General features: G+C 40.1%; 3 protein-coding genes. 2 read left to right on the plus strand and 1 reads right to left on the minus strand.

The features are described from left to right. Positions 1 to 57: 57 nt before the first annotated feature. Positions 58 to 261, plus strand: coding sequence for a CopG family transcriptional regulator (locus V7K42_RS13970; protein ID WP_334917067.1), 204 nt, complete (start codon positions 58 to 60; stop codon positions 259 to 261). Here V7K42_RS13970 and dinB read toward each other — a convergent pair. After that, positions 232 to 1,347: a DNA polymerase IV gene (dinB, locus tag V7K42_RS13975; RefSeq protein ID WP_334917069.1), complete on the minus strand. Its 1,116-nt coding sequence runs from the start codon at positions 1,345 to 1,347 to the stop codon at positions 232 to 234. The two genes, V7K42_RS13970 and dinB, sit on opposite strands and share 30 nt — an antisense overlap. Before the next feature lie 349 nt (positions 1,348 to 1,696). Here dinB and V7K42_RS13980 point away from each other — a divergent pair. After that, a partial coding sequence (locus tag V7K42_RS13980; protein ID WP_334917071.1) for an ATP-binding sensor histidine kinase occupies positions 1,697 to 7,553 on the plus strand: 5,857 nt, incomplete at its 3' end.

Raw genomic sequence — 7,553 nt, forward strand, 5'->3', positions numbered from 1 at the left:
ATTGCACAAGGCATTTAAAGTCTGGATAATTCATTAAATTTTATCAATAAAGCAGTTATGAACAAAAAATGGGCTGTCAAACGAATCACAATAAATCTTGCATCAACTGAAAGCGAAAAACTTGAAAAATATTGTGCAAGTACGGGTAGACCTGCAACTGATGTGATTCGGGAGTTAATTCGCTCTTTGACAATAACCAAGTTGTCAGCGTCTGAACAGACTACACCTACGCTAAAATATGATGTTCCCATTCTGAAATAATGGCAATTGAATCACTTGGGTCTGTTTGGCATTATCCAGATTGGACAAGAAAATTCCCAGTAACCTGATACTGCGGTTCTCTAAGTCAATCGATAAAAACAGTATTTTCGCTATCTCAAAAATTGTATCTATTTCACTAATTGGAGCGATCGCTGTCTTACTACGTGTTATCTGGCGATAATCAGAAAACTTGACTTTTAGGGTTAATGTATGTCCTCGCGTTTCGTGTTGCTCTAACCGTTGCTCGACAAGAGAGGCAATCTGTTCGAGTTCTTGTAAAATTTGACTTATATCGCTTAAGTCTTGTGCAAACGAATTTTCTGCACCGATGGATTTGCGAACCCGATTCGCCTCTACTGGACGGTCATCTTCTGCCTTAGCAATTTTGTAGTAATAATGACCTGCTTTACCAAAGTGGTGTATTAGCTCAGTCAGCGATCGCTCTTTCAAATCTGCGCCAGTATGAATGCCGAGTGAATGCATCTTAGCCGCAGTCACCTCTCCAATGCCGGGGAATTTTTCAATCGGCAGTTGCTCTACAAATGCGATCGCATCTTGGGGTAAAATCACCGTTAGTCCATTGGGCTTGTTCTGCCCTGATGCCATTTTTGCAAGAAACTTGTTAATTGACACACCCGCAGTTGCCGTTAACTTCGTTTCCTGGACAATTGCAGTTTTGATATGTCTTGCAATCGTAGAGGCGTAGAGAATATTTTGCTTATTCTCCGTCACATCTAAGTATGCCTCGTCTAAAGCAACCCCTTCCACTAAATCAGTGTAGTGTTTGAATATAGCGTGGATTAAAGTAGAAATCTCTCGGTAAACGTCGAATCTCAGTCTGACAAAGATAAGCCCAGGATATTTAGCGATCGCTGTTACTGAGGGCATCGCGGAATAAATACCAAATTTTCTGGCTTCATAACTGGCTGCTGCAACCACGCCTCGTTGATTGGCGCTGCCACCAACTACTAACGGTTTACCTCGGTAGCTAGGGTTATCCCTCTGCTCTACCGATGCGTAGAAAACGTCCATGTCTACATGGATAATTTTTCTAGTGAGACTTAAACATTTTTGAGGAACAAACAAGCTTTAGACCCATAGAGGGTAAAGGAAATACACCAAATAAGCTGTTAAGCAAATAAGATTGCACATTGAGATCGCAGGGGGGCAGGGGGCAGGGGGCAGAGAGCAAGGGAGAGGGTTTGCACCTTTTACTACCATGAAAATGGTGCAATTTAAAGCTCCAAACCCAGATATGTCAATCAACTAAGTAAAACGATGTCAAAGTCTTTCTACATATAAATTTGAGGCTCTCTTATAGGTGTTTTTTGTCTAAGTCCCACTATTAATTACTCTCGATAGCGTTATCCAACATCAAGTTGATGGGAATACTAATGTCAGTAAGGAAAACCAAATTCTGTAATAAGGTATATAGATGGCGACTGTGAACTCTATCCCCATCATTCCAGGATATCAAATTAACTTTCAACTGTACGCTGGCTCCAGAACCAACGTATATCGAGCTATCCGCCAATCAGACCAACTTCCAGTCGTTATTAAACTTCTGACCTTAGAGTATCCCAGTTTTAACGAATTACTACAATTTCGCCATCAGTATACAATCAGTAAAAATCTCAATATTGCTGGAATTATTCATCCCTTATCGCTAGAAACCTATGGCAATGGCTATATTTTGGTGATGGCAGATACCGGAGAAATTTCTTTAAGAGAATACATTAAAAACTCAAGTTTATCCTTAATAGAAGTTTTAAATATTGCTATTCAACTAGTCCGTATTATCCACAATCTACACGAAAATCGCATTATTCATAAAGATATTAAACCAGCAAATATTCTGATTCATCCCCAAACAAAACAAATTCAACTCATTGACTTTAGTATTGCTTCATTACTACCTAAAGAAACCCAAGAACTTAAAAGTCTAAATGTTTTAGAAGGAACTCTCGCCTATATTTCCCCAGAACAAACAGGTAGAATGAACCGTGGCATCGACTACCGCAGCGATTATTATTCTCTGGGTATAACATTGTATGAAATATTTACAGGAAAGTTACCATTTAATTGTAACGACCCGATGGAGTTGGTGCATTGTCATCTGGCAAAAATGCCATCGCAGTTAGAAGGCAGAAGTAAAGAAATACCAAAAGTCTTATGGAATATTGTCATGAAGTTAATGGCGAAAAACGCCGAAGATAGATATCAAAGTGCCTTGGGATTAAAGCATGATTTAGAACTTTGTTTAGCCCAAATCCAAAATACAGGAGAAATTAGAGATTTTGAAATCGGTCAGTGGGATGTCTGCGCTCGCTTCCTCATCCCGGAAAAGTTGTATGGCAGAGAAGCAGAAGTAGCTAGCTTATTACAAGCATTTGAGCATGTGACTCACGGCGCATCAGAAATCATGCTAGTAGCGGGATTTTCGGGGATTGGGAAAACTGCTGTGGTGAATGAAGTCCACAAGCCAATTACCCGTCAGAAGGGTTATTTCATCAAAGGTAAGTTTGATCAATTCAATCGTAATATTCCCTTATCCGCCTTTGTGCAAGCAATACGTGACTTAATAGCGCAATTGTTGTCAGAATCAGACGCACAATTGGTACATTGGCGCAATCAAATTCTTCAAGTTGTCGGAGAAAACGGGCAAGTTTTGATTGAAATAATTCCAGAATTAGAACAGGTAATTGGTAAACAACCGTCTGCACCAGAACTATCGGGAACGGCGGTACAAAATCGGTTTAATTTACTCTTTCAAAAGTTTATTGCTGTCTTCACCACAAGGGAACATCCACTGGTGATATTTCTGGATGATTTACAATGGGCAGATTTGGCTTCGCTACAGTTAATTAAACTGCTGATAGAAAATCAAAAATATCTTCTTTTGTTAGGTGCTTATCGAGATAATGAAGTGTCACTCACACATCCATTTATGTTGAAGGTGGAGGAACTAAAGAAAGCTGGTAAGACTGTCAATACTATTACTCTTGCCCCCCTTGACTTGAGTGATACTAATCAGTTAGTGGCTGATACTTTACATTGTACGACACAGATATCGCATCCCCTAACAGAATTAATTAATCGCAAAACTAAAGGCAATCCCTTTTTTATCACGCAGTTTCTTAAGGCTTTATACGAAGATAAACAAATTAAATTTAATCACCAGCAAGGTTATTGGGAATGTGATTTTGCTCAAGTAAATGCGCTATCTGTAACTGATGATGTGGTGGAATTTATGACTACTCAGTTACAGAAATTGCCCCAGCAAACGCAAAATGTCCTGAAGTTAGCTGGTTTTATTGGTAACTCTTTTGATTTAACTACTTTGGCAATTGTTTCACAACAGTCGCCACAGTCAGCGGCAGATGCTTTGTGGAAGGTTTTGCAGGAAGGATTGATTTTACCGCAAAGTCAAGTTTATAAGTTTTATCTCAGCCATGAGCAAGAAGTTAATACTAACAATATCGAAAATGTTGCTTATCGCTTTCTGCACGATCGCGTCCAACAAGCTGCTTATTGTTTAATTCCCCAAGACCAAAAACAAGCTACTCATTTAGCTATCGGTCAATTATTGCACGCTAATACACCTGCAACTAAACTAGAAACATATATCTTTGAAATTGTCAATCACCTGAATATAGGCATTGATTTGATAACTCAGCCTGACAAAAAACTGGAGCTAGTGCAACTGAATTTGCTGGCGGGGCGCAAAGCCAAAGCAACGATCGCCTATAATGCTGCTGTCAAATATTGCACCCAAGGTATTGACTTACTGCCTTCCGATGCCTGGACAGAACATTACAAATTAACCCTGAATCTGCATAATGAGCGTTTAGAAGCTGCCTGCCTAAATACAGATTTTGACAAGCTGGCAGCATGGGGTGACGTTGTGTTGCAATCTGCTACTTCTTTGCTTGATACTATCAAAGTCTATGAAACCCGAATGACGGCATTCCGGTCTCAAGGTCAATTTGCCAAAGTAGTTGAGACTGGGTTGCAAGTGTTGAAATTACTCGGTGTGGAATTTCCCGAACAGCCAACTATGGCAGATATTAGCGCAGCAACTCAACAGACAAGGCAACTATGGATGGGGCGCGCACCCCTAAGTTTGCTGGATTTGCCTGCGATGAGCGATCCGCATCAAATGGCAGCCATGCAAATAATGACTACACTAGTGTCCTCTGCGTACATTGGTAAACCGACACTGTTACCACTACTTACATCTAAGCAAGTGGAGATGGCTATCCAGTTTGGCAATTCATCTATTGCTATCTTTTCTTATGCAGACTACGGAGTAACTCTTTGTGGTTTTATTGGAGATATTGATGCTGGGTATGAGTTTGGACAGCTTTCATTAAAGTTACTAGAACAATACCAGATTAACGCTTTTAAAAGCAGAGCATATTTTATTGTCAACAGCTTTATTCGGCATTGGAAAGAACCATTAAATCACAGTATCCCATTTTTGTTAGAGGCTTATCAGAGCGGCTTAGAAACCGGAGATTGGGTATGCATGGCGTTGAACTTAGTGTCATATAGTCAGTGTAGCTATTGGAGTGGTCGAGAATTAAATGATTTGGCTGAAGAAATGGAGACTTATCGGCAAGTTATCAGCCAAGGCAAACAAGAAGCAACGTTAAAATATCAAGAGTGTTACCAGCAAGCGATTCTCAATTTATTAGGACAAGCGGAAATTCCCTATTGTTTAGAGGGCAAAGTCTTCAATGCCGCCCAAATCTTACCCAGCTTACAAGCTGCTAGCAATCGCACGGGATTATTCTATCTTTATCTCAATCAAGCTGTCCTCTGTTATTTGTTCGGAGAATACCAAGCAGCGTCAGAACAAGCAGCCTTAGCAGAACAGTATAGTAATGCTGTAACTGGCTACTTCGTCGTAGTTATCCGAGTTTTTTATGATGCTTTAATTCATTTAGCACGCTACACCGATGTTAATGCCGAAGAACAATCAGCTATTTTAAAGCGAATCAATGCCCATCAAGAAAAACTACAAATTTGGGCTACTCATGCCCCATTCAATCATCAACATCGTTGGCAACTTGTAGCAGCAGAACGCTATCGAGTGCTTGGTCAATTTACTGAGGCGATGGAACATTACGATTTAGCTATTGCCCAAGCCAAAACGCATGGTTATGTGCAAGATGAAGCAGTCAGCAATGAACTGGCCGCCAAATTTTATCTAAGTTGGGGCAAACAGAAAGTCGCAGCAGGCTATATGCAAGAGGCATACTACTGTTACGCTCATTGGGGCGCAAAGGCCAAAACTCAGGATCTGGAAAACCGCTATCCCGATTTACTGCGCGTCATTCTCCAGCAGAGAGTACAATCACTGCATATGCTTGAAACACTATCGAGCAGCGTTAGCTGTGTTATCTCGGTTCATAATTCCACTAATTTGGGTCGTTCTTCTAGCACTGACATTAGTAGCTTTGATTTTGCTGCTATCCTTAAAGCCTCTCAAGCTATTTCCGGCACGATTCAACTGGATGAACTACTGCACAAATTAACACAGATTATTCTGCAACATTCTGGGGGCGAGCGCTGTGCTTTAATCCTACCTAATACTCAAGGAAAATGGTTGGTAAGAGCCATTGCTACACCCGAAACCACAGAACTGTGTACCGAACCTTTAGAGAACAACGCCAACTTACCAATTAAGTTGATACAGTACGTCAAAAACACTCAAGAACTTGTGGTTATTAACGAACTCAAAACTAATTTACCTGTAATTGATGAGTATTTAAGTCAACGACAACCAAAAAGTTTGTTGTGCTTGCCAATTCTCAATCAAGGACACATAATTGGGATTTTGTATTTAAAGAATCGCTCCACTAGTAGTGTGTTTACAAGCGATCGCATCCTCATTCTCAACTTTCTTTGTACCCAAGCAGCCATTTCTCTGGAAAATGCCCGTCTTTATCAAGATTCACAAATTTATGCTCAACAGTTAGAACAATCTTTGGAAAAATTACGCCTCAGTGAAGCCCGCTTTCAGAAACTAGCAGATAATGTTCCTGGAATGATTTATCAGATCCGAATTAAAGCCGATGGTTCAGCTTCAGTTCCCTATGTCAGTTCTGGGTGTCAAACTCTTTACGAAGTCCCAGCAGAAGATTTCCTGTCAGGGAAATGTAGCCTGCGTGATTTTGAACATCCCGATGATGAAGCAGAGGCTTTTCAGGCAGTTGTCGAGTCAGCACAAAATCTTACCCCATTTCAACATGAGTGGCGCATTATTACACCTAATGGAAATATCAAGTGGGTAAAAGCGGCTTCTCAGCCAGAACACGGTGAGGATGGTGAAATGGTATGGGATGGAATTCTGATTGACATTAGCGAACAGCAAGCTGCACTTCGGGAACGCAAACTTGCTGAAGCTGCCATTGAGCAAAAATCTCAAGAACTAGAAAATGCTCTTCAAGAACTACAACAAGCCCAACTGCAAATGATACAACAGGAAAAAATGTCTGCACTAGGTAACTTAGTTGCAGGGATAGCTCATGAAATGAACAATCCCCTCGGCTTTATCTCGGCTAGCCTCAAACAAGCTAAACCTACCTTGGCAGATATCACTGAACACCTAAAACTATATCAAAAAGCTCTACCAAATCCGGAAGCAGAAATTCTCGATCATGCTGAAGAAATTGACTTAGACTATAGCTTAGAAGACCTACCAAACATGATCGACGCAATGGATATGGCTTCTGAGCGATTAAAAAATATCAGCATCAACTTAAGAACTTTCTCCCGTGCCGATAAAGCTCATAAAGTGCTATTTAACATTAATGAAGGCATTGATAGTACAATTTTAATTCTCAAACATCGCCTCAAAGCGAATGAGCAACGTCCAGAAATTGTAGTTATAACTGAGTCCGATAATTTCCAGCCAATCGAATGCTTTCCTGGACAATTAAATCAGGTATTTATGAATATTCTAGCTAATGCTATTGATGCTTTAGATGAGTCAAGTATAGGACAAAGCTTTAAGTATATAAAGCTAAATCCTCACAAAATTATAGTAAGAACTACAATTGAAAATCATACCTTAAAAATATCAATTGCTGATAATGGACCAGGAATAAGCGAAGATGTCAAGGTACGCATATTTGACCATTTATTTACTACAAAAGGAGTTGGCAAAGGCACAGGATTGGGACTAGCGATCGCACAGCAAATTGTGGAAGAAATACATGGGGGTAGAATTGAAGTTAATTCTGTTTTAGGAAAAGGAACAGAATTTATAATTTATATTCCCATTA

The sequence above is a fragment of the Nostoc sp. genome (assembly GCF_036917455.1).
GTDB lineage: Bacteria > Cyanobacteriota > Cyanobacteriia > Cyanobacteriales > Nostocaceae > Nostoc.

What these genes read in the sequence shown, in the direction of transcription:
- V7K42_RS13970 (WP_334917067.1), top strand. Translation starts at nt 58, where the DNA reads ATGAACAAAAAATGGGCTGTCAAACGAATCACAATAAATCTTGCATCA.